Source organism: Streptomyces sp. NPDC037301, from assembly GCF_055602785.1.
Genome location: NZ_JBVJWD010000020.1, coordinates 76545 through 98356 on the forward strand (window position 1 = coordinate 76545; position 21812 = coordinate 98356).

20 protein-coding genes and 1 tRNA gene are annotated in these 21812 nt (G+C 70.0%); 13 read left to right on the forward strand and 8 right to left on the reverse strand.

What is annotated here, in order from left to right:
• Positions 1-7: 7 nt before the first annotated feature.
• The 3 genes from ACZ7IB_RS28395 to ACZ7IB_RS28405 all read right to left on the reverse strand — a co-directional run bounded on the left by ACZ7IB_RS28395 (position 8) and on the right by ACZ7IB_RS28405 (position 3123).
• Positions 8-544, reverse strand: a complete 537-nt coding sequence (locus ACZ7IB_RS28395) for a hypothetical protein (RefSeq protein ID WP_470916700.1) — start codon at positions 542-544, stop codon at positions 8-10.
• A 171-nt stretch (positions 545-715) separates the two neighbouring features.
• The gene (locus tag ACZ7IB_RS28400) at positions 716-1567 is read right to left on the reverse strand and encodes a MurR/RpiR family transcriptional regulator (RefSeq protein WP_470916641.1); all 852 of its coding nucleotides are present in this window, start codon (positions 1565-1567) and stop codon (positions 716-718) included.
• Positions 1564-3123: an aromatic amino acid ammonia-lyase gene (locus tag ACZ7IB_RS28405; protein ID WP_470916701.1), complete on the reverse strand. Its 1560-nt coding sequence runs from the start codon at positions 3121-3123 to the stop codon at positions 1564-1566. Before ACZ7IB_RS28405 ends, ACZ7IB_RS28400 begins: the two co-directional genes overlap by 4 nt.
• Before the next feature lie 140 nt (positions 3124-3263).
• Between ACZ7IB_RS28405 and ACZ7IB_RS28410 the strand changes: the two genes are divergently transcribed.
• From ACZ7IB_RS28410 to ACZ7IB_RS28435, 6 genes are all read left to right on the forward strand, one after another.
• The gene (locus ACZ7IB_RS28410) at positions 3264-4415 is read left to right on the forward strand and encodes an ABC transporter ATP-binding protein (RefSeq protein WP_470916642.1); all 1152 of its coding nucleotides are present in this window, start codon (positions 3264-3266) and stop codon (positions 4413-4415) included.
• Positions 4412-5056, forward strand: coding sequence for an ABC transporter permease (locus ACZ7IB_RS28415; RefSeq protein ID WP_266361062.1), 645 nt, complete (start codon positions 4412-4414; stop codon positions 5054-5056). Before ACZ7IB_RS28410 ends, ACZ7IB_RS28415 begins: the two co-directional genes overlap by 4 nt.
• Before the next feature lies 1 nt (position 5057).
• The gene (locus ACZ7IB_RS28420) at positions 5058-5720 is read left to right on the forward strand and encodes an ABC transporter permease (RefSeq protein WP_266361061.1); all 663 of its coding nucleotides are present in this window, start codon (positions 5058-5060) and stop codon (positions 5718-5720) included.
• Between the two features lie 39 nt (positions 5721-5759).
• Positions 5760-6707: an ABC transporter substrate-binding protein gene (locus tag ACZ7IB_RS28425; protein WP_470916702.1), complete on the forward strand. Its 948-nt coding sequence runs from the start codon at positions 5760-5762 to the stop codon at positions 6705-6707.
• 3 nt (positions 6708-6710) lie between these two features.
• Entirely contained in the window at positions 6711-8156 is a 1446-nt protein-coding gene (locus ACZ7IB_RS28430) for a purine-cytosine permease family protein (RefSeq protein WP_470916643.1), read from the forward strand.
• A 64-nt stretch (positions 8157-8220) separates the two neighbouring features.
• Positions 8221-8640, forward strand: a complete 420-nt coding sequence (locus ACZ7IB_RS28435) for a hypothetical protein (RefSeq protein WP_470916644.1) — start codon at positions 8221-8223, stop codon at positions 8638-8640.
• Positions 8641-8673: 33 nt separating this feature from the next.
• Here the strand turns inward: ACZ7IB_RS28435 and ACZ7IB_RS28440 are convergent, their stop codons facing one another.
• The gene (locus ACZ7IB_RS28440) at positions 8674-9435 is read right to left on the reverse strand and encodes an SDR family oxidoreductase (protein WP_266361059.1); all 762 of its coding nucleotides are present in this window, start codon (positions 9433-9435) and stop codon (positions 8674-8676) included.
• 148 nt (positions 9436-9583) lie between these two features.
• Here ACZ7IB_RS28440 and ACZ7IB_RS28445 point away from each other — a divergent pair, with 148 nt between their 5' ends.
• The gene (locus tag ACZ7IB_RS28445) at positions 9584-10417 is read left to right on the forward strand and encodes a helix-turn-helix transcriptional regulator (RefSeq protein WP_470916645.1); all 834 of its coding nucleotides are present in this window, start codon (positions 9584-9586) and stop codon (positions 10415-10417) included.
• A 376-nt stretch (positions 10418-10793) separates the two neighbouring features.
• Here the strand turns inward: ACZ7IB_RS28445 and ACZ7IB_RS28450 are convergent, their stop codons facing one another.
• Entirely contained in the window at positions 10794-12200 is a 1407-nt protein-coding gene (locus tag ACZ7IB_RS28450; protein WP_470916646.1) for a cystathionine beta-synthase, read from the reverse strand.
• 155 nt (positions 12201-12355) lie between these two features.
• Here ACZ7IB_RS28450 and ACZ7IB_RS28455 point away from each other — a divergent pair, with 155 nt between their 5' ends.
• The 3 genes from ACZ7IB_RS28455 to ACZ7IB_RS28465 all read left to right on the forward strand — a co-directional run bounded on the left by ACZ7IB_RS28455 (position 12356) and on the right by ACZ7IB_RS28465 (position 16043).
• Complete coding sequence (locus tag ACZ7IB_RS28455; RefSeq protein WP_470916703.1) at positions 12356-13486, forward strand: SGNH/GDSL hydrolase family protein; 1131 nt, start codon at positions 12356-12358, stop codon at positions 13484-13486.
• 130 nt (positions 13487-13616) lie between these two features.
• Positions 13617-14837 carry an acetyl-CoA C-acetyltransferase gene (locus tag ACZ7IB_RS28460; protein ID WP_470916647.1) on the forward strand — a complete coding sequence of 407 codons (1221 nt, stop codon included), beginning with the start codon at positions 13617-13619 and terminating at the stop codon, positions 14835-14837.
• A gap of 384 nt (positions 14838-15221) precedes the next feature.
• Complete coding sequence (locus tag ACZ7IB_RS28465) at positions 15222-16043, forward strand: hypothetical protein (RefSeq protein WP_470916704.1); 822 nt, start codon at positions 15222-15224, stop codon at positions 16041-16043.
• 66 nt (positions 16044-16109) lie between these two features.
• On the opposite strand, the gene ACZ7IB_RS28470 is transcribed toward ACZ7IB_RS28465, so the two are convergent.
• Complete coding sequence (locus ACZ7IB_RS28470) at positions 16110-16427, reverse strand: hypothetical protein (protein ID WP_470916648.1); 318 nt, start codon at positions 16425-16427, stop codon at positions 16110-16112.
• Between the two features lie 100 nt (positions 16428-16527).
• Here ACZ7IB_RS28470 and ACZ7IB_RS28475 point away from each other — a divergent pair, with 100 nt between their 5' ends.
• Complete coding sequence (locus ACZ7IB_RS28475; RefSeq protein WP_266361054.1) at positions 16528-16755, forward strand: DUF4287 domain-containing protein; 228 nt, start codon at positions 16528-16530, stop codon at positions 16753-16755.
• Positions 16756-16836: 81 nt separating this feature from the next.
• Here the strand turns inward: ACZ7IB_RS28475 and ACZ7IB_RS28480 are convergent, their stop codons facing one another.
• Entirely contained in the window at positions 16837-17724 is an 888-nt protein-coding gene (locus tag ACZ7IB_RS28480) for a Bax inhibitor-1/YccA family protein (protein ID WP_470916649.1), read from the reverse strand.
• Between the two features lie 141 nt (positions 17725-17865).
• Positions 17866-17951: transfer RNA gene (locus ACZ7IB_RS28485), tRNA-Leu, on the reverse strand.
• A 467-nt stretch (positions 17952-18418) separates the two neighbouring features.
• Here ACZ7IB_RS28485 and ACZ7IB_RS28490 point away from each other — a divergent pair.
• Positions 18419-19189, forward strand: a complete 771-nt coding sequence (locus ACZ7IB_RS28490) for an ABC transporter ATP-binding protein (RefSeq protein ID WP_351205329.1) — start codon at positions 18419-18421, stop codon at positions 19187-19189.
• Positions 19190-19247: 58 nt separating this feature from the next.
• A complete protein-coding gene (locus ACZ7IB_RS28495) occupies positions 19248-21776 on the forward strand; it encodes an ABC transporter permease (protein ID WP_470916650.1) in 2529 nt (842 codons plus the stop codon).
• Positions 21777-21812: the final 36 nt, after the last annotated feature.

Consider the following 21812-nt stretch of genomic DNA (forward strand, 5'->3'; position numbering starts at 1 on the left):
GGCGGCCTCAGCGCCGGCGCCGCGCCCCGCCGGGCGCGGCGTCACCCGCCATCGGCCCGGTCGTGCGATACCCCTTCACCTGCTTGCCCGCGGGCCGTCCGCGCTCCACCCAGTCGGTCCGCACCCAGTACAGGGTGTCGTCCCGGCGCTCGCGCTGCCCGATCCTGACGGCCTTGATCCAGAGCCCGGCCCCCGCGCCCGCGAGCGCCATCCCGCCGGCCCCGGGCAGCAGGAACGCGCTCGCCACTGCTACGAGGAACGCCCCGAGCAGCCACCACCGGTGCCCGCGTCGCCAGTTGCGTACGGTCACGGCCCGGTCCTGGAGAAAGTCGGACCGCCCGGCGCGGGTGGCGCCCCTGGCCAGTTCCGCGTACCGCCGGCCGCGTACGAGCGCCACCACGGCCGCGGTGACCAGGAACAGCGCCGCTCCGGCCAGCAGCCCGATCCGGCGTCCGGTAAGCCCCGGCACCAGTGCGCCGATCGCCGCAGCAAGCAGCCCCGGCCACCACAGCGGTGCGGCTCCGGCCCGTACGATCACGGCCACCCTCGCCAACGACTGCGCTCCGCGCCCCACGTCCGTACCCCTCTCCGCAGCTCCTTCTGATCCTTCTGGGCCCGGAGATTAATAGCCGTAGATGAGCGATGCCTGAGAATCGTCGAGGTCGGCGGGGCCGCCCTCAGTACGCGATCCCCATCAGGCCGTAGCCGCCGCCCGTCACTCGACGAACAGCCCCCGCGCCACCGCTCGCGCGTCGAACTCCTCCAACCGCGCCTGCGCATCGGGAAGGTCGTCGCACATCGCCTCCAGCAGCACACGGCCCAGCAGCATGGGCGCACACGCCGTGTCGAAGGCGAGCCCGGTGCCGACGGCGGCCGGGATCAGCAGGTCGCTGTGCCTGGCCACCGGAGCGAACGCCGAATCGGCGACCGACACCACGGTCAGCCCCTGTTCCTGCGCATACGCGAGGGCGTCCACGACCTCCTTCGGATGCCGGGGCAGCGCGAAACAGATCAGCGCTGTGGCGCCCGCCCGCCGCGCGGCGTCGATCCGGTCGTGCAGCATGCTGCCGCCCTCGTCGAGCACCCGGACATCGGGATGGACCTTGGCCGCGAAGTACCCGAACCCGCGCGCCTGGGAGGAGGCTGCCCGTAGTCCGAGCACGGGGAGCGGCCGGGAGGCGGCGAGCAGTCGCCCCGCCCGCTCGACGGGGCCGGGATCGGCGAGCAGCTCGGCGAGGTGCTGCAGATTCTCGATCTCACCGAGGACAGCCTGCTGGTATTCGTTGTACGCACGTGCACCCGCCCCCTCACCGGGCTCGGCGGGCCCCGGCGCGACATCCCGCAGATACCTCCGCAGCGCCGGATAGCCGTCGAATCCGAGGGCGACGGCGAACCGGGTGACGGACGGCTGACTGACCCCGGCCAGCTCGGCCAGCTCGACGCTCGACAGGAACGGCACCTCGGCGGCCCTGCGCACCATGGAGTGCGCGATGCGCCGTTGCGTCGGTGTCAGCCGGTGCCCCTCGAAGAGCTGCTGCAGTCGTGCGGCAGGGCTGCTCTCGCTCATACCGTCCCCCTCCAAAGTTCTGTGTACTGGTCGAGCAGCTCCCCGGCCGCGACCTTTACATCATCGGTGAGCGGCCGGTCCGCGAGGTCGTCGTTGAGCAGAGAATCGGCGAGCACGAAGGCACGACCCACCGAAAGATCCGGATCGGGGCGCAGATCCCGCTGGCGCAACGCCCTTACGGCGGCGACCAGTTCGCAGCCCACGACCTGCCGGTACGCGCCGCAGGCCCGCAACGTCTGACGGGCGGCGAGCGAGGCGAAGCTGGCCTGTTCCTCGACACCGCGGGACAGGACGGCGTGGCCGAGCGATGCGGGGGCGGAGTAGGTGCGCAGATCACCGAGGGCGGCCCCGGCCGCGTACTCCAGGATCATCACGCCGGACGAGGCCGGTTCGCCGTCCGCGAGGAAGGGCCGCAGGCGGGTGAGGGCCGGCTCGTTGAGTGCCGAGAGCCGGGAGGTGGAGAGCCGGGCGACCTGGGTCACGGCGAGCCTGAAGTGATCGAGTGCCAGGGCCAGCTGGGCCAGGTAGAAGCCGCCGTGGTGGTAGGCGGCCGGGCTGCCGTTGGCACCGGCGTCCGGGCAGATCAGCGGGTTTTCGGCGGCGGCGTTGATCTCGACGGCGAGAACCCGTTCGAGGGCGTCGGCGGCGTCCTGCGCGGGCCCGTGGATCTGCGGCAGGCAGCGGAATCCGTACGGGTCCTGGATCCGGCCGAGCGGTGGTCCGGGGCGCTCCGGGACGCCGAGCAGCTCCCGCATCCGGGCGGCGACATCGTAGGAACCGGGGTGGGGGCGGGCCGCGTGGACCGGTTCCGCGTAGGCCTCGTACGAGCCGTCGACCGCGAGCAGGGAGAGCGCGGCGACGACCTGGGTGGCGGTGACCAGGCGGCGCAGCTCGTCGAGGGCGAGCGTGGCCTGTCCGAGGGTGAGGGCGTTGCTGCTGATCAGGGCGAGGGCGTCGTTGTTGTCGAGCGGCTGGGACTCGGGGGCGGCGCCGGGGCCCTGCCAGGGGTGTTCCCCGGCGAGGGCGAGGCCGGCCTGGGCGAGGGCCGCGATGTCGCCGGTGCCGACCGAGCCGAATTCATTGACGACCGGGTGCGCCCCGGCCTCCAGCGCCTCGCAGAGCGCGGTGACGACGGTCGGCCGCAGCCCGGCGCCGCCCGCGAGCAGCTGGTTGGCGCGTACGGCGAGCATGGCCCGGACCTCGCGGGCGGGCAGCACTTCGCCGATCGCTCCGGCGTGGCTGCGCAGCAGCCGCAGTCCGTGATCGGCTGCCGCCTCGGTGGGTACGTCCTCGTTGCGGTTGGCGCCGACGCCGGTGGAGCGTCCGTAGACCCGTCCGGTGGCGGCAAGCTCCCGGGCGGCGCCCCAGGAGCGTTCGACGCGCTTCATCGCTTCGTCGGCGGGGACGGGACGGGCGGTGCCGTGTGCGAGCCGGACGACATCGGAGACCGGAAGGGTCTGGCCGTCGAGCACAACGACGCCGACGGAACCGGAAGCTCCGGAAGAGCCGACGGTCCCGGACACGGAGTCCTCGGAGTCCACCAGGTGGGACGACATCATGCGCAAACTCCTCCTATCCGGACATTTTGTCTCGCTCTTCGGGTCTCTGTAACAGTGTTTTACCCCGAGGCATTGACAACCTATTCAGTAACGAAGAACTCTGCATGACTATATGCAGCCCGGGCAAGGGACGACTTATGATCAAATTCGACGCAGTGAACAAGCGTTTCCCGAACGGCACAACGGCAGTTCACGACCTCAGCCTCACCATGCCGGAAGGCGGTATCACCGTCCTCGTCGGTTCTTCCGGCTGCGGTAAGACCACCACGCTGAGAATGATCAACCGGATGGTCGAGCCGACTTCCGGCACCATCCGGCTCGGCGGCAAGGACATTCTCGAAGCGGACGCCGCGGAGCTGCGGCGAGGCATCGGGTACGTCATCCAGCAGGCCGGCCTCTTCCCGCACCGCACGGTGCTCGACAACATCGCGACGGTGCCCCTGCTGCTCGGCCACGGCCGCAGGGCCTCCCGGGCCAGGGCCGCCGAACTCCTGGAGACGGTCGGACTGCCCGCCGAGGCCGCCAAGCGCTATCCGCACCAGCTCTCCGGCGGCCAGCAGCAGCGGGTCGGTGTAGCCCGCGCGCTCGCCGCGGACCCTCCGGTGCTGCTCATGGACGAGCCGTTCGGCGCCGTCGACCCCGTCGTACGGACCCAGCTCCAGGACGAGCTGCTGCGTCTCCAGAAGGAGCTCGGCAAGACCATCGTCTTCGTCACTCATGACATCGACGAGGCAGTACGGCTCGGCGACCGGATCGCCGTCTTCCGCACCGGCGGCCATCTGGTGCAGTGCGCACCGCCCGCCGAGCTGCTCGCCCGCCCGGCCGACGACTTCGTCGCCGACTTCCTGGGTGCCGAACGCGGACTGAAGCTGCTGTCGCTGAGCACGCTCGCGGATCTGCCTCAACGGCCCCCGGCGACGGTGCGGGCCGACGAGCCGGCCACCGCCGGGGGTAACGGCTCCGACTGGCTGCTGGTCGTCTCCGCCAAGGGTGAGCCGCTCGGATGGCTCGACAGCCGGACCGCACCGGCGGGCCCTGCGGGCGACGCCCCGCTGCTCCCCGTACGCCCTCTGCGCGACACGGACTCGCTGCTCTCGGCGCTCAATGAGTCGATCGCCTCGCCGACCGGTCTGATCGCCCGGGTCGACACCGACGGCGTGCTGACCGGGGTCACCGCGCGCGAGGCCATCCACGACCTCGCGGGGGCGGCCCACACCACTGCCGCCGCGCAGAAGGCCGGCACGGAGAAGTCGGCTGTTGCGCTACCGGCCGTGGACGGCAGCTCATGACCATCGAGTGGGCGTGGATATCCGACCACGCGAACGACCTGTTCACCCTCACCGTCTCCCATCTCCAGGCCGCGCTGAGTGCCGTCCTCCTCGGACTGCTGATCTCCCTGCCGCTGGCCGTGCTCGCCCATCGCGTGCGCCCGCTGCGCGGAGCCCTGCTCGGCCTCTCGAACGTCCTGTTCACCATCCCCTCCATCGCGGTCTTCGTCCTGCTGCTGCCGGTCTCGGGGCTGACCCGCACCACCACCGTCATCGGCCTGACCATCTACACGCTGGTCGTGCTGTTGCGGAACACCGTCGAGGGACTGGACTCCGTACCCGTGAAGACGCGTGAGGCCGCCAGGGCGATGGGGGCCCGCCCGCTGCGGATCCTGCTGACGGTCGAGCTGCCGCTCGCCCTCCCGGTGATCATGGCGGGCGTACGGATCGCCACCGTCATGTCGATCTCGCTGGTCAGTGTCGCCACGTACATCGGCGACGGCGGTCTGGGCCAGCTCTTCACCGACGGCTTCCAGCGGAACTTCCCCACCCCGGTGATCGTCGGTGTGGTCCTGACCCTGCTCCTCGCGCTGGTCGCGGACGCGGCGCTGGTCGCGGTGCAGTACGCGCTCACCCCGTGGACACGGAAGCAGAGGGCCTGACATGTACGAACTCTTCGCGGACCTCGGCCGCTGGCTGACCGGCAGCGAGCAGTGGACCGGCCAGGACGGCATCGCCCATCGCCTCGCCGAGCACCTCCAGTACTCACTGATCGCCACGCTGATCGCCACGGCGATCGCACTCCCGATCGGCCTGCTCATCGGGCACACCGGACGCGGCGCCTTCCTCGCCATCAATCTGTCGTCCTTCGGCCGGGCCCTGCCGACCGTCGGTCTGGTGGTACTGGTCTTCCTGGCCGGCGGCCTGTCCATGACCCCGGTGTACGTGGCGCTGGTCGCCCTCGCCGTCCCCTCGATCGTCACCAACACCTACGCCGGGATGACCGCCGTCGACCCCGATGTGAAGGACGCCGCACGCGGCCAGGGCATGCGCGGTCCCCAGGTGCTGTGGCACGTCGAACTCCCGCTCGCCCTCCCGCTGATCATGACCGGGCTGCGGCTGGCGCTGATCCAGGTCGTGGCCACCGCCACCATCGCCGCCTATGTCAGCTTCGGCGGTCTCGGCCGCTATGTCTTCGACGGTCTCGCACAGCGCGACCTCGTTCAGGTGCTGGGCGGCGCGGTCCTCGTCGCGGTCGTCGCCGTCGTACTCGATCTGGCGCTGTCCGGGCTCCAGCGCGTCCTCTTCCGCCACCGCTCCGCCTGAGGAGAACCACCGATGACTCGCATGTCCCGCACATCCCCCATGAACCGAAGGACCCTGCTCGGCGGCCTCCTCGCCGCGGCCTCCGTCCCCGCACTCGCCGCCTGCAGCAGCGGAATCACCTCGCTCGACGGACAGGGCGGCGGCAGCGGCGGTGGCGGTGGCGGTTCGAGCTCCGGCGGCATCACCATCGGCACCGCCAATTTCACCGAGAACCAGATCCTCGGCCATCTGTACGCCGCGGCCCTCGGCGCCGCCGGTGTGAAGACGACGGTCCGCGCCAACCTGGGGACCCGCGAGATCCTCATCCCCGCGCTGAAGGGCGGCGACATCGACCTCATGCCCGAGTACCAGGGCGCCCTGCTCCACTACCTCGACCCGAAGGCGACCGCCACCGAGGAGGGCGAGATGCAGAACGCACTCGCCGTCGCCCTGCCCGCCGGTCTGCAGATCCTCCCGTACGGCATGGCCGAGGACTCCGACGCCTTCGCCGTCACCCGCGAGACCGCCCGGAAGTACGGCCTGTCCTCCCTCGCCGATCTGGCGAAGCACAACGGAAAGCTGGTCATCGGCGCGGCCCCCGAGGTCAAGAAGCGGACCGTCGGGGCCGTGGGTCTGAAGGACGTGTACGGCGTCACCTTCAAGGAGTTCAAGTCGCTGGACTCCTCCGGGCCCTTGGTGAAGGGAGCCCTGCGGAAGGGCGATGTCGATGTCGCCAACCTCTTCACCACGGACACCGACATCGCGGCCGAGGGCTGGGTGGTCCTCTCCGACCCCAAGAACCTGGTCCCCGGCCAGCATGTCGTCCCGCTGATCGCCGACCGGGCCGCGGACTCCACGGTCCGCAAGGCCCTGGCCCGGCTGGGCGCCGCACTCACCACCGAGGACCTCACCGAGCTCAACCGCCTGGTCGACAAGGACAAGAAAGACCCCGAGGACGTCGCACACGACTGGGCGAAACAGCACGGCATCGTCAAGAAGGGAAGCTGACCGATGGCAGGCCTGCTCGAACAGCGTTCCATCGATGTCGTGCCGGACAACGAACGTCACGGCACCGCGTTCAGTCAGTTCACGCTCTGGCTCGGCGCGAACCTCCAGATCACCGCCGTCGTCACCGGCGCGCTCGCGGTCGTCTTCGGCGGCGGCCCGTTCTGGTCGGTCATCGGCCTGGCGCTGGGCAATCTGCTCGGCGGAGCCGTGATGGCCCTGCACTCCGCCCAGGGCCCGCGCCTGGGACTGCCGCAGATGATCCAGTCCCGCGCACAGTTCGGGGTCAAGGGCGCAGTGGTCCCGCTGGCCCTGGTGATCGTGATGTACGTCGGCTTCTTCGCCAGCGGCAGCGTGCTGGCCGGTCAGGCGGTCGGGGAGCTCACCCACCTCGGCGAAACGCCCGGCATCATCATCTTCGCCCTGGTCACCGCCCTGATGGCAGCGATCGGCTATCGCGTCATCCATATGCTCGGCCGGGTCGCCGGCGTGATCTGCGCAGTCGCCTTCGTCTATCTCGGCATCCGGCTGCTCGACCGCATCGATCTCGGAGCCGTCCTCGCCGACCGCGCCTTCGATCTGCCGATGTTCCTGCTCGCGGTCTCGCTCGCCGCGTCCTGGCAGCTGGCGTTCGGCCCGTACGTCGCCGACTACTCCCGCTATCTGCCACGTACGACCAGCGCCCGCGCCACCTTCTGGTGGACGCTCTCCGGCTCGGCGCTCGGCTCCCAGTGGTCCATGGTCTTCGGCGTGCTGGTCGCGGCCACCGCCGGGGACGCCTTCCTGGCGGGCCAGGTCGGCTATGTCGTCGCCCTGGGCGGGACCGGCCTGATCGCCTCGTTCCTGTACTTCGTGATCGCGCTCGGCAAGCTGACCATCAATGTCCTCAACACCTACGGCGGCTTCATGTCGTTGGTGACCAGCATCAGCGGCTTCCGCGGTCAGAAGACCCTCTCCCCGCGCGGCCGGGCTCTCTACATCACGGGCATCATGCTTGTCGGCACCGTCGTGGCCCTGCTCGGCAAGGACAGCTTCCTCGCCTCCTTCAAGGACTTCCTGCTCTTCCTGCTGACCTTCTTCACCCCGTGGTCGGCGATCAACCTGGTCGACTACTACCTGATCTCACGGGAGCGGTACGACATCCCTGCCCTTGCCGATCCGCGCGGCCGGTACGGCGCATGGCGCTGGGACGCGCTGGTGGTGTACGGGATCGGACTGGTCGCCCAGCTGCCGTTCCTGGTGACGCACTTCTACACCGGCCCGCTGGTCGGGCCGCTGGGCGGCGCCGACATCTCGTGGGTGGTCGGCCTGGTCGTACCGGCACTGCTGTACTGGCTCCTCGCCCGCCGCGACACCACGCACATCCCGGAACACACGATCCTCCCCGCCCAGGTACCAACGGGCGAGAACAGCGGGGCCGGCACCACCGGCACGGCGGCCGCCCGCACGTAGCCGCAACGAAAGAGGGGGGTTAGCCCCACTGCCCGGAGCGCTCCCGATTCGTACCGTAAAAGACATGGAAACCCGTGACCCTGAGCTCAAGAGCGAGCTCGATGCCACCCTGCATGCCCGTAGTGAGCTGGGTTCGGATTACGAGTCCGCGCTCGTCGAGTCGTTCCTGGAGAAGGTCGAGCAGCGTCTCGACACCACGCTCGACCGCCGTGTCCGGCGCCATCTCGCCGAGCAGCAGGTGAGCGTCGCCAGGGGTGCGCGCCCGCCGCAGCCCATGGGGAACTTCGGCGAGCGCTACGGCTTCGGGATCATCTCGCTGATCCTGGCCATCCCGCTGTCGGCGATCGGCGCCGCGGCCGCCCACACCGGGGGCCTGGTCGTCGCCTGGCTCGGGATCGTCGCCGTCAATGCCGTGCACGCCGCCCGGGGCTGGCCCTGGTTCCGGCACCGTTCCGGGCGCACTGAGTCCGACTGGGAGGACTGAGGGCCGCGGGCCGGGCCCCGAGGACACGGGGCGCTACGCCTGGCGGGTGGGCAGCACGACCAGCTGGCGCAGGTTGATGTGGCGTGCACGGCTGGTGGCGTAGGCCACGAGGTCGGCGATCTCCTCGCTCGACAGTGCCCCGAGCGCGTCGAACATGCCGTCGAGCTGCCCGCTCAGCTCGGCGTTGTCGATGTGGCCGCCCAGTTCCGTGTCGGTGAGACCCGGCTCGATGTTCGTGACGCGAACGTCGCGCGGTCCGAACTCCGTGCGCAGCGACGACGACAGGTAGGTGAGCGCGGCCTTCGTCGCCCCGTACACCGCGTAGTTGGGGAACGTGACGTGCGCGCCGATGGACGAGATGTTCACCAGGTCCGCGGTGCGGCCGTCGGCGGCCGCCGCCACCAGGTCGGATGTGAAGGCCCGGATGATCCGAAGGGCGCCCGTCACATTGGTGTCGATCATCCGCTGCCACTCGTCCGTCCGGCCCTCGTCCACCGGGTTCGGCAGCATCACACCGGCCGCGTTGACCACCAGGTCCACCTGCCCGAACGTGCTGTGCACCCGCTCGGCCGCGGCGTCCACGGACGCCTGGTCGGTGACATCGGCGGTGACGGCGAGCGCCTCACCGCCCTCCGCCTCGATCGTGGCGGCCAGCTCCTCCAGCCGCTCCGCGCGCCGGGCCAGCAGTGCGACCCTGACTCCCTGGGCGGCGAGCAGCCGGGCGGTCGCGGCGCCCATTCCGCTGGCGGCTCCGGTGATGACGGCGGTGCGGCCTGCGAGGGTCTCGTACGACATGTCCGTACTCCTTGCGCTCTCAGGACCGGGGCGTTTCCCCGGGCCCGGTCCCACTCTGCGCGGCTGTCGCCCGGCTACCCAGGGCTGCGTCGTTCCTGGGTCTGCCAGTACCAGGTTCGGCGGCCGCGCTTCTTCTACGATCGGTGTCATGGACGGCGACCTCGGTGATTTCCTCCGCTCACGGCGAGCCCGCATACAGCCCGAGGACGTGGGGCTGAACGCGTACGGCGGCCGACGGCGGGTTCCCGGACTCCGGCGCGAGGAGGTCGCGCAGCTCGCGGGGGTGAGCGTCGACTACTACATCCGGCTGGAACAGGGGCGCGGCCCGAGCGTCTCGGACGCCGTGCTCGACGCGATCGCCCGGGTGCTCCGGCTGGACGAGACGGAGCACACGTATCTGCGTACGGTGGCACGCCCGGGGCCGCGCGCCTCGGCCCCGGCCGCCACCCAGCGGGTCCGCCCCGGCCTGCGCCTGCTGCTGGACACGCTCGGCGGGGCCCCGGCGTTCATCCTGGGCCGCCGGATGGACGTACTGGCGTGGAACGCGCTGGGGGACGCGGTCGTCGGCTACTCGCGGATGCCCCCGGCAGAGCTGAACATCCCGCGCCAGGTCTTCCTCGACCCGGCAACGCGCGAGCTCTATCCGGAGTGGGCCGCGGTGGCGGCGGAGACGGTCGCACATCTGCGACTGGACGCGGGGCTGCACCCCGATGACAAGCAACTGGCCACGCTGGTGGGCGAGTTGTCCATGAAGAGCGAGGACTTCCGTCGGCTGTGGGCGGATCACCAGGTGAAGGCGAAGACCTACGGCGTCAAGCGCATCGACCACCCGGTCGCGGGCGAGCTGACCCTCCCGTACGAGACGCTCGGCGTGCCCGGCGACCCCGGCCAGTCCCTGGTGGTCTACACCCCGGAGCCCGGCAGCGAGACCGCGGAACGCATCGCGCTGCTGGCGAGCTGGGCGGCCGCACCGGCCGGATGAGGCGCCGCCGGGGGCACGAACGGCGCCCCGGCGGTCCAAGCACTTGCCCGTCGCACGGTTCTGCGCGCATGACCGTCGCACACGTCCGCGCAGATGACCGTCGCACATGGATGTATCGCGGGGACCGCCGCACCCCCGGTTTCCCAGGGGGCGGGACGACGGCGGCCCCCGCGAGGGACACGGTCCGGGTCAGGGCCGGTCACCGCGTCCTGGCGACGGTGGAGGTCCGGGAGCCGCTCCGTAGTCCGTGTCGCCGTATCGGGTGTCGGCGGGTTTCCCTGCCGACACCCATCAATCTGCCGGACTCGTGTTAAGCCGGTGCTGCGCGTACGTGTCGCGCTCGTACCGTTTTCGCGAAGCCCGGCCTCCGAGCCGGCTACGGCTTGCCGGTCGCCGCGTCCTTGGCGAGGAACGCCAGCAGGTCCTGCCTGCTGACCACGCCCGTTGGCTTGCCCTCCACCAGCACGATCGCCGCATCCGCCGCGTTCGTGCCGCCGAGCACCGCCATCAGGTCCTCGACCGGTTCACCGGAACCGACCTGCGGCAGCGGCGGCGACATGTGCTTCTCCAGCGGGTCGGAGAGCGAGGCGCGCTGCGCGAACAGGGCGTTCAGCAGCTCCCGCTCCACCACCGAACCGATGACCTCGGCAGCCATCACGTCCGGGTGGCCCGCGCCCGGCTTCACGATCGGCATCTGCGAGACGCCGTACTCGCGCAGGACGTCGATCGCCTCGCCGACGGTCTCCTCGGGGTGCATGTGGACGAGCCTCGGGATCGGGCCGTCCTTGTGGTCGAGTACGTCCCCGACGCGTGCGGACGGGCCGGTGTCCTCCAGGAAGCCGTAGTCGGCCATCCACTCGTCGTTGAAGATCTTGCTCAGGTAGCCGCGGCCGCTGTCGGGCAGCAGGACGACGACCACATCGTCCGGGCCCAGTCGCTTCGCGACCTCCAGGGCGGCGACGACCGCCATGCCGCAGGAGCCGCCGACCAGCAGGCCCTCCTCCTTGGCGAGGCGGCGGGTCATCTGGAAGGAGTCCTTGTCGGACACGGCGACGATCTCGTCCGTGACCGTACGGTCGTACGCGCTCGGCCAGAAGTCCTCGCCGACCCCCTCGACGAGGTACGGGCGTCCGGAGCCGCCGGAGTAGACCGAGCCCTCCGGGTCCGCGCCGACGATCTTGACCGAGCCGCCGCTGATCTCCTTCAGATAACGGCCGGTGCCGCTGATCGTGCCGCCGGTGCCGACACCCGCGACGAAATGGGTGATCTTCCCGTCCGTCTGCTCCCACAGCTCCGGACCGGTGGTCTCGTAGTGCGAGCGCGGGTTGTTCGGATTGGAGTACTGGTCGGGCTTCCAGGCTCCCGGCGTCTCGCGGACCAGCCGGTCCGAGACGTTGTAGTACGAGTCGGGGTGCTCGGGGTCAACGGCCGTCGGGCAGACGACGACCTCGGCACCGTAGGCGCGCAGCACATTGATCTTGTCCGTGGACACCTTGTCCGGGCAGACGAAGATGCACTTGTACCCCTTCTGCTGCGCGACGATCGCCAGGCCGACGCCCGTGTTGCCGCTGGTCGGCTCGACGATCGTGCCGCCGGGCTGCAGCTCGCCGCTCTGTTCGGCGGCCTCGATCATGCGCAGGGCGATGCGGTCCTTGACCGAACCGCCGGGATTGAAGTACTCGACCTTGGCCAGGACCGTCGCCTGGATGCCGGCCGTCACACTGCGCAGCCTCACCAGCGGGGTATTGCCTACGAGACTGATCATCGAATCGTGGAATTGCACCGTGTACTCCGGGGTCTCCGAGATGGTGCGGCAAGCGTATGCGTACGGGCACGGGATTGGGCGAAGCGATTGAGCGACGGTCGCCGCGGGGCAGTTAGCTGTATGTACGGCGGTACGGCAACAAGGAGGTGGACCGGACTGTGTCGAGGGCAAGGGTGGCACGGCGGATCGCAGCGGGCGCGGCCTACGGCGGCGGCAGCATCGGGCTGCTCGGCGCGGCGGCTGTAGGCGTACTGCTGGCGGAGGTCCAGCTGGCGAAACGGCACGTGGGCGGCGGTATCGCACCGGTTCCACCGAGCGCGGACGGACGGTACGGGGTGGCGTTCGCCGGCCCTGCGGAGCCATTGCGGCTGGGGTTGCTCGGTGACTCGACGGCGGCCGGGCAGGGGGTACGCCGGACCGGGCAGACACCGGGGGCGCTGCTCGCATCGGGGCTCGCGGCGGTGTCCGAGCGGCCGGTGGATCTGCGCAATGTGGCACAGCCTGGCGCCCGGTCGGACGATCTGGAGCGGCAGGTCTCGCTGCTGCTCGCCGACCCGTCCCGTACGCCCGACGTGTGCGTGATCATGATCGGGGCGAACGATGTGACGCATCGGATGCCCGCCACCCAGTCGGTGCGCTGTCTGACCACCGCCGTGCGCAGGCTGCGTACAGCGGGTGCGGAGGTGGTGGTCGGCACGTGCCCGGATCTCGGCACGATCGAGCCGGTCTACCAGCCGCTGCGCTGGCTGGCCCGGCGGGTGAGCCGGCAGCTGGCGGCGGCCCAGACGATCGGTTCGGTGGAGCAGGGCGGGCGGACGGTGTCGCTGGGCGACCTGCTGGGGCCGGAGTTCGAGGCGAATCCGCGGGAGCTGTTCGGTCCGGACAACTACCACCCGTCGGCGGAGGGGTACGCCACGGCGGCGATGGCGGTCCTGCCCACGCTCTGTGCGGTGCTGGGACTGTGGCCGGAGTCCGACCGTCTGGACGGCGCCCGGCGCGAGGACATGCTGCCGGTGGCCAAGGCGGCCTCCCAGGCGGCCAGGGAGGCCGGTACGGAGGTCACGGGGGCGCGGGCGCCCTGGGCACTCCTCAAGCACCGCAGGCGGCGGCGTCTGCCCGCGGCCACGGAGCCCCAGCCGCACCCGGAGGCGCATGGAGAGGCACCCCCCAGGACGCGCGGGGAACCACAGGGGAACTCGCACGAGGAGGCGCACCACGAGGAGGCACACGAGGCACACAAGGACACACACAAGGAGCCCTATGGAGAGTCGCACGGGGAGTCGCACAACCTGCCCGCCAATTGATCGACTGAGCGGTCGCTTAGAAAAGAGGTCGGCGTCACATGCGCTGCCCGGTGACCCAGCACCTACGTACAGGTAACTTCCAAGTCAGCACCTGCCAGAACCCGCCTTCCAGCCCTCATGGAGCCGCGTGATGCCCGAAGCCGTGATCGTCTCTGCTGCCCGTTCCCCCATCGGCCGGGCCTTCAAGGGTTCGCTGAAGGACCTGCGCGCGGACGACCTGACCGCCACGATCATCCAGACCGCGCTGGCCAAGGTGCCCGAGCTGGACCCGAAGGACATCGACGACCTGATGCTCGGCTGCGGCCTCCCCGGCGGCGAGCAGGGCAACAACCTGGGCCGCATCATCGCCGTACAGATGGGGATGGACCACCTTCCCGGCTGTACGGTCACCCGCTACTGCTCGTCCTCCCTCCAAACCAGCCGGATGGCGTTGCACGCCATCAAGGCCGGCGAGGGCGACGTCTTCATCTCGGCCGGTGTCGAGATGGTGTCCCGCTTCACGAAGGGCAACTCCGACAGCCTCCCGGACACGCACAACCCGCTGTTCGCCGACGCCGAGGCCCGCACCGCGGCCCGCGCCGAGCGGGGCGGCGACGACTGGCACGACCCGCGGGAGGACGGCCTGGTCCCGGACGCGTACATCGCGATGGGGCAGACCGCGGAGAACCTGGCCCGGCTCAAGGGCGTCACCCGCCAGGACATGGACGAGTTCGGCGTCCGCTCGCAGAACCTCGCCGAGGAAGCCATCAAGAACGGCTTCTGGGAGCGCGAGATCACCCCGGTCACCACCCCGGACGGCACGGTCGTCTCGAAGGACGACGGCCCGCGCGCGGGCGTCACCCTGGAGGGCGTGCAGGGCCTGAAGCCGGTCTTCCGCCCCGATGGCCTGGTCACCGCGGGCAACTGCTGCCCGCTCAACGACGGTGCCGCCGCGCTCGTGATCATGTCCGACACCAAGGCGCGCGAGCTGGGCCTGACCCCGCTGGCCCGGATCGTCTCGACCGGGGTCTCCGGCCTCTCCCCCGAGATCATGGGATACGGACCGGTGGAGGCCAGCAAGCAGGCGCTGAAGCGCGCCGGGCTGACCATCGACGACATCGACCTGGCCGAGATCAACGAGGCGTTCGCCGCCCAGGTGATCCCCTCCTACCGCGACCTCGGCCTGCCGCTGGAGAAGGTCAACGTCAACGGCGGCGCCATCGCCGTCGGCCACCCCTTCGGCATGACCGGCGCCCGGATCACCGGCACGCTGATCAACAGCCTGCAGTTCCACGACAAGCAGTTCGGTCTGGAGACCATGTGCGTGGGCGGCGGCCAGGGCATGGCGATGGTCATCGAGCGGCTGAGCTGAGCTGCAGCGGAGGGCAGGGGTCGCCTGAGGTACGAAGGCGGCACCTGCCCGCAGCGGAAGCGAAGCGAACGCGACCACAAGCCCGAGCGGCTGAGCTGAGCTGAGCTGACCCCGGCATAGCCGCCGGCCGGTTCCAGACCGGACATGTCCGGTTCCGAGCCCCGACCGTGACCGAATCTCCCCCAGGATGTGACCTATCTCCTGGGGGAGAGTCATTCCCGCAGGTCACACCCGCAACAGGGTTAAACCCCAGGCTCAAATACCTGTCCAATTCGTGACGTAATGCACTGACACCGGGCGCAGGTAGAGGACAAGCTGAGGTAGGAAGTCGGGGGATCGATTGAAACCGGGAGTATGTCAGTGAGCGTCATGTCTCTTGCCCTGTTGCTGACCACCGCCGCTGCCACGGCCGTCGGCGCTGCCGCTCTGCACGCTGCTCACGGGCTGCGCAAGCAGATCACGGCCCTTCGTACGGAGCTGACCGCGGCCCGCGTCCATGGTGCCGCCGTGCCCGCGCAGAGCCGCAGCGACGTGACCCCAGCCGCCGAGATACGCGCGGCCGTGGCCGAAGCACTCGCCGAGGAGCGGGAGCGCGAGCTCGCCGAGGCCCGCGCCTTCTGGGCCACCCAGGAAGCGCGCGATGCCGCCGACGCCCCCTCCCTGCTGGGCGGACTGACCGGGATCGGCGAGGACGCGCCGTTCTTCATGCCGCGCCAGGCCGACTTCGCGGGCCTTGAGGCGATGGACCTCGACGCCACCGAGGCGCTCGAAGAGCTGACCGAGCTGGCGGACATGACCGAGCTGCCCGAGACGGCGGAGTTCGCCGAGGACTCCCCCGAGCTGGCCGCGGCCCGTCGCCGTCACCCCTCACACCCCGACTTCGTTCCGGTGCAGACCCCGGTCGTCACCGACCACGAGCGCACCGTGAACCGCCTCGAAGAGCTCGCCGACAGCCGTACGGAACTCGCCGATGTGCGCCCCGGCCCGCTCGGCACCCTCGACGTCTATGTCTTCGCCGACGGCACCACGCTCTGTATGACCCCCGGCCACCGCGAGACGGCCGAGCGCCTCGCCGAGTCGCTGCTCGCGGGTGAGCACCCGGTACTGCTGGGCGGCTCCGGCGTCTCCGGCGCGTACGCCCTGACCTTCTCCTGCGGCGAGGAGAACGTCTACATCCTCGCCGACCGCGTCATCGCCTCGTTCTAGCCCTCGGCGCATCCGGGCAGAGCGGCTCTCGTCGGCCCCTGCCCCCGGGCCACCGCCCGCCCGCCGCTACGCGAACGCCCGCGCAGCGGCCTCCGTCACGAATTGCACGGCCTCGTCCAGCTCAGCCGACGGGGCCGTTTCCAGTGTCACCGCCAAGTCGCGCCCTGCTACGGCAAGTTGGTCGCCGACCGCGAAGATCCCGGCGTCCGGCATGATCCGCGGTTCCCGGTCCGGCGCCTCGATGCGCTGGGCCCGCAGAGCCAATTCCCTGGCCGTGGCCAGCCCTTCGGCAGCCGCGCCGCGCTGCAGCCGGCTCTGCGGCGCGGCGCGCAGCCGGTCGGCGAATCGGTCCACGGCGGTGATCAGCGGGGTCGTATCGAGCACTCCGCGACCCTACGCGCCCGCCCGGGATGGTTGCCAACGGGCCGATGCTCGGGCACGGTGTCGGGAAGGACCAGCAACGCGCAATGCGTCGGAGGCGCCGATGTCCCAAGTCTTCTCCGAAGAGACCCATCGCAATCTGCTCTCCCGAATCCCCCGCTGCACCGGTCGTGAAGTCTCCGACTGGCTCCGCACCGTAGAGGAAGGCCCCGCTCTCCGCTTCGAGGAGAAGGTCAGCTGGCTGCGGAGCGAACACGACCTCGCCTACGGACACGCGAAGGCCCTCATCCACGAGTACGACCTGAGAAGGGCCGCGCGCAAGCTGCTCTAGGCACACGTGAGAAAGGGGAACGGCCCGCAGGCACAGCTTGAGTGCCTGCGGGCCGTTCCGTTCCCGTTGCGGGGCGGTTCGTCAGTCGTCGCCGCTGAGGATGGAGAGCAGACGCAGCATCTCCAGGTAGATCCACACCAGGGTCATGGTGAGGCCGAAGGCCGCCAGCCAGGACTCCTCGCGCGGGGCGCCGAACGCGATGCCGTCCTCGACCTGCTTGAAGTCCAGGGCCAGGAAGCACGCACCGAGGACGATCCCGATGACTCCGAAGAGGATGCCGAGGCCCCCGCTGCGGAAGCCCAGGCCGTCACCGCCGCCGAAGACGGCGAACAGCAGGTTGACCACCATCAGCAGCATGAAGCCCATGGCGGCGGCCATCACGAAGCCGTAGAAGCGGCGGGTGACGCGGATCCAGCGCATCTTGTACGCGAGAAGCACACCGGCGAAGACACACATGGTGCCCATCACCGCCTGCATCACGACGCCCGGCCCGATGTACGTGCTGACCGCGCTGGAGATCACCCCGAGGAAGACACCCTCGAAGGCCGCGTACGCGACGATCAGCGCCGGGACCGGCTTGCGCTTGAAGGACTGGACGAGCGACAGGACGAACGCCACCAGGGCGGCGCCGATCGCGATGCCGTAGGACTTGCCGAGGTTGGCTTCGTCGACCGGCAGCAGGGCCCAGGCGAGCGCGGCGCCGAGCACCACGGTGCCGAGCGTGAGCGCCGTGCGCGTGACGACATCGTCGATCGTCATCGCACCGGAACGCGCCGGCGCCTGCGGGACGCCGTACTGGGTGTCCTGCTGGGCGTAGGGGTTGGTGGCGTACGGGTTGGCGGCGGTGCCCTGCGCGTACGGGTTGGCACCCGCTGCGGGGGCCCCGGCCTGCGGCGCCGCGTTGAAGCCCGCGTATCCGTTGTCGCGGCTGAAGCCCCGTCGCGAGAAGACCGGGTTGCTGCTCCTCATCTCACTCCTCCATGGCCACCCTGCGCGGCCTTCCCACAAGAGTAATGGGTAGGCAAAAGAATCAGGCTCGTGCTTGGGGAGGATCTTTACGGAAGCCGGCGGCCGTCACGCTCTCCCGCCCGCTCGGTCTCATGCGCGAAGTGGTGCCCGGAACCGGACTCGAACCGGTACGCCCCCGAGGGGCAGCGAGGTTTAAGCTCGCCGTGTCTGCATTCCACCATCCGGGCCTGGCGCGCGGCTCCGCGTTGGCACATGACCCTATCCGGGGGCTTCCTCCGATCAGTGGATCAGTGGCGCGATGTTGTCTTATTTTATTGACCGTTTGAGGGGTCGTCAGCACTCGCAAGAGGGCATCGGCACATGCCTGGGCGGGGTAGCGGGCGCGGCGACCGGTAATCCGGATTGACGTAAAGTCGCCGCACCCGGACGGCGCATTCGCCAGGCGCGCGCCAGTGATCGCCATGGGCACGCCACCCCCGGCCGGGCAACGGGAGCCGTGCCGATGCCCTCAGGGTCGGTGTCATACCGCAGGAGGACACAGGGGTCCCCCGGTGCGACTCAAGACGGCCTCTGGAACGGGCACGGGGTCTGACGACCTGCGGCGAAACGGCGGTGACGATGGAGGGGTTCCAAAGGCAACCGATCGCAACCCCGGACGAAGCCCTCGGCCGGAGCCCCGAATCAGGAGATTCCCGTGACCACCACTTCCACCGAACACCGCGTCACCACGGTGGCTGCCCGCGCCACGGATCTGTCGAAGGTCTACGGAGAGGGCGAGACCAGGGTCACGGCCCTGGACCGGGTCTCCGTGGACTTCCCGCGGGGCGAGTTCACCGCGATCATGGGCCCGTCCGGCTCCGGCAAGTCCACGCTGATGCACTGCGTGGCCGGCCTCGACAGCTTCAGCAGCGGTTCGGTACGGATCGGTGAGACGGAGCTGGGCTCCCTCAAGGACAAGCAGCTCACCCAGCTCCGCCGGGACAAGATCGGCTTCATCTTCCAGGCGTTCAACCTGCTGCCGACGCTGACGGCCCAGGAGAACATCACGCTCCCCATGGACATCGCGGGCCGCAAGCCCGACGCCGAGTGGGTGCGCAAGGTCATCGACATGGTGGGCCTCTCCGACCGGCTGACCCACCGGCCGACCGAACTCTCCGGCGGCCAGCAGCAGCGTGTCGCGGTGGCCCGAGCCCTGGCCTCGCAGCCGGAGATCATCTTCGGTGACGAGCCGACCGGAAACCTGGACTCCCGCTCGGGCGCCGAGGTCCTCGGCTTCCTGCGCAACTCGGTGCGCGAGCTGGGGCAGACCGTGGTGATGGTGACCCACGACCCGGCGGCGGCCTCCTACGCGGACCGGGTCATCTTCCTCGCGGACGGCCGGATCGTCGACCAGATGATGCACCCCACCGCGGACGGGGTCCTCGACCGGATGAAGGCGTTCGACGCCAAGGGCCGCACCAGCTGAATCCCGCCCTTCCCCGCGCCCTCTTCCGGAACCCCTCCCCATCCCAGGACTGACAGACATGTTCCGTACTGCCCTGCGCAATGTGCTCGCGCACAAGGCCAGGCTGCTGATGACCGTCCTCGCCGTGATGCTCGGCGTGGCCTTCGTCTCCGGCACCCTGGTCTTCACCGACACCCTCGGCAACGCCCTCCGCAACCAGTCGGCGAAGAGCTACGACGACGTCGCCGTCGCCGTCACCACCTACGCCGACCAGCGCGACGACAAGACGTCCGGCATCACCGCCGCCACCCTGAAGAAGATCCAGGGCCTGGACGGCGTCGACACCGCCACCGGCCGGGTCTCCGGCTTCGCCGGGGTCGCCGACCCCGACGGCAAGCTGATCGGCAACGGCTGGTCGAACACCGGCGGGAACTACTCCCCTGGCAAGGACGGCAAGGACTCCGCGTACACCTTCGTCGACGGTGCGGGACCGGCCTCGGCCGACCGGATCGCGCTCGACAAGGAGACCGCGAAGCGGGGCGAGTACCACGTCGGTGACCAGGTCCGGGTCGCCACGAACGGGCCGGTGAAGGAGTACACCCTCTCCGGTGTCTTCACCACCGAGGACGGCGCGGTCAACGCGGGCGGCAGCCTGGTCCTCTTCGACACCGAGGTCGCCCAGAAGCTCTACCTCAGGCCCGGCGTGTTCAGGGACGCCAACGTGTCCGCCGCGCCCGGCGTCTCCGCCGAGAAGCTGCTGGCCGGAGTGAAGCCGCTGCTGCCCAAGAACGCCGAGGCCCAGACCGGCCAGGCGCTCGCGGACGATCAGGCCAAGCAGATCGAGAAGGGTCTGAGCGGTCTCAACGGGATGCTGCTCGCCTTCGCCGGCATCGCCCTGTTCGTCGGTGTCTTCCTGATCGCCAACACCTTCACCATGCTGGTGGCCCAGCGCACCAAGGAACTGGCACTGATGCGCGCCGTCGGTGCCTCCCGCCGCCAGGTCAAGCGCTCGGTGCTCCTCGAAGCGGCCGTCGTCGGTGTGATCGCCTCGGTCGTCGGCTTCGGCATCGGTCTCGGCCTCGCCATCGGGCTGCGCTCCGCGATGGGCCTGTTCGGCGGGAAGATCCCGGCCGGACCGCTGATCGTCTCGCCCACCGCGGTCCTCGCCGCGTTCGCCGTCGGTGTCCTGATCACCGTGCTGGCCGCCTGGCTGCCCGCCCGCCGGGCCGCCAAGATCCCGCCGGTCGCGGCGATGAGCAGCGTGCACGCGACGGCCACCGTCAAGTCCCTGGTGCTGCGCAACTCGATCGGCGCGGTACTCACCCTGCTGGGTGGGGCGGCGATCGTGGCGGGCGCGTCCAAGTCCGGATCGACCGGCCGGACCGTCATCGCCGTGGGTGCCTTCCTCACGCTGATCGGTGTCATCGTGCTGATCCCGCTGCTGTCGCGGCCGGTGATCGCACTGGTCCGCCCGCTGCTGAAGCGGCTGTTCGGGGTCTCCGGCAAGCTGGCCGCGCAGAACGCGGTGCGCAACCCGCGTCGTACCGGTGCCACCGCCTCCGCGCTGGCGATCGGCCTCACCCTGGTCACCGGCATCTCGGTCCTCGGCGTCACGCTCGGCCAGGCGGTCGACCGGATGACCACGGACAACATCAAGGCCGACTACATGGTGACGATGGCGAGCGGCGGTTCGCTCGACGAGTCGGCGCTCACCGCCCTGCAGAAGGCCGACGGCGTCTCGGCGGTCTCGCCGCAGCAGGCCACCTCGCTGGAGGTCAAGGGCGAGTACCACTCCGCGTCCGGCGTAGCCCCCGGCGATGTGCAGCAGCTCTTCGCGCTGCCGATCGTCTCCGGCTCGATCGACGCGCTGGGCAAGGGCGAGATCGCCGTCGACGAGAAGACGGCGAAGTCGAGCGGCTGGAAGACCGGCGACACCCTGCGGGTGAAGTTCGACGACGAGAAGAACGGCGAACTGAAGGTCGGGGCGGTCTTCAAGGGGAACGAGATGCTCTCCCCGGTCCTGATGCCGAAGGACGTCGCCGATGCGCACGGGAGCCGGGCGGACATCCGGGAGATCTGGCTGAAGATGGACGGCGGCGCGTCCGAGGCCAACGAGCAGGCCCTGGTGAAGGCTCTGGGCGACAACCCGGCGATGAGCATCATGGACCGTCAGGACATCCGTGACATGTTCGGCGGCTCGGTCAACCTCGCGATGAACATCATGTACGGGCTGCTGGCGATGGCCCTGATCATCGCGGTGCTCGGGGTCATCAACACCCTGGCGATGTCGGTCTTCGAGCGCCAGCAGGAGATCGGCATGCTGCGGGCGATCGGCCTGGACCGGCGCAGGGTGAAGCGCATGATCCGGCTGGAGGCCGTGGTCATCTCGCTCTTCGGTGCGGTGGTCGGTGTCGTGCTCGGCATGTTCCTCGGCTGGGCGATCGGACAGACCCTGTCGTCGGACATCCCGGACTACGCACTGGTCATCCCGTGGGACCGGATCGCGGTCTTCCTGGTGCTGGCAGGGGTCGTAGGTGTGCTGGCCGCGCTCTGGCCGGCCCGCAGCGCCGCGAAGCTGAACATGCTGACGGCGATCAAGACCGAGTAGCGAACCGGGCGGCATTTCGCCGGACGCGCCCGAGGG